3 protein-coding genes are annotated in these 779 nt (G+C 57.6%); 1 reads left to right on the top strand and 2 read right to left on the bottom strand.

Features of this window, described 5'->3' with window-relative positions:
• Window positions 1-547, bottom strand: a 547-nt coding sequence (locus ACTHSL_RS12830) for a hypothetical protein (protein ID WP_440381679.1), incomplete at its 3' end; no start/stop codon positions are given.
• Between ACTHSL_RS12830 and ACTHSL_RS12825 the strand changes: the two genes are divergently transcribed.
• Window positions 525-641: a phage tail protein gene (locus ACTHSL_RS12825; protein ID WP_234409869.1), complete on the top strand. Its 117-nt coding sequence runs from the start codon at window positions 525-527 to the stop codon at window positions 639-641. The genes ACTHSL_RS12830 and ACTHSL_RS12825 overlap by 23 nt on opposite strands.
• Here ACTHSL_RS12825 and ACTHSL_RS12820 read toward each other — a convergent pair.
• Window positions 586-779, bottom strand: a 194-nt coding sequence (locus tag ACTHSL_RS12820; protein WP_440381680.1) for a hypothetical protein, incomplete at its 5' end; no start/stop codon positions are given. The genes ACTHSL_RS12825 and ACTHSL_RS12820 overlap by 56 nt on opposite strands.

Here is a 779-nt window from a genome sequence, read left to right as displayed (position 1 = left end):
CCGCAGAGTCCTCAAAAAACGCGGCGGCCACCAGTGCCGGTGCGGCGAAAACGTCAGAAACGAATGCTGCAGCGTCACAACAATCAGCCGCCACGTCTGCCTCCACCGCGGCCACGAAAGCGTCAGAGGCCGCCACTTCAGCACGAGATGCGGTGGCCTCAAAAGAGGCAGCAAAATCATCAGAAACGAACGCATCATCAAGTGCCGGTCGTGCAGCTTCCTCGGCAACGGCGGCAGAAAATTCTGCCAGGGCGGCAAAAACGTCCGAGACGAATGCCAGGTCATCTGAAACAGCAGCGGAACGGAGCGCCTCTGCCGCGGCAGACGCAAAAACAGCGGCGGCGGGGAGTGCGTCAACGGCATCCACGAAGGCGACAGAGGCTGCGGGAAGTGCGGTATCAGCATCGCAGAGCAAAAGTGCGGCAGAAGCGGCGGCAATACGTGCAAAAAATTCGGCAAAACGTGCAGAAGATATAGCTTCAGCTGTCGCGCTTGAGGATGCGGACACAACGAGAAAGGGGATAGTGCAGCTCAGCAGTGCAACCAACAGCACGTCTGAAACGCTTGCTGCAACGCCAAAGGCGGTTAAGGTGGTAATGGATGAAACGAACAGAAAAGCCCACTGGACAGTCCGGCACTGACCGGAACGCCAACAGCACCAACCGCGCTCAGGGGAACAAACAATACCCAGATTGCGAACACCGCTTTTGTACTGGCCGCGATTGCAGATGTTATCGACGCGTCACCTGACGCACTGAATACGCTGAATGAACTGGCCG

Origin of the sequence: Neisseria sp. P0008.S010 (assembly GCF_051962715.1) — a bacterium.
Taxonomy (GTDB): domain Bacteria; phylum Pseudomonadota; class Gammaproteobacteria; order Burkholderiales; family Neisseriaceae; genus Neisseria; species Neisseria elongata.
The sequence above is the reverse complement of the archived record's forward strand: the minus strand, read 5'-3'. Positions and strand labels throughout refer to the sequence as shown.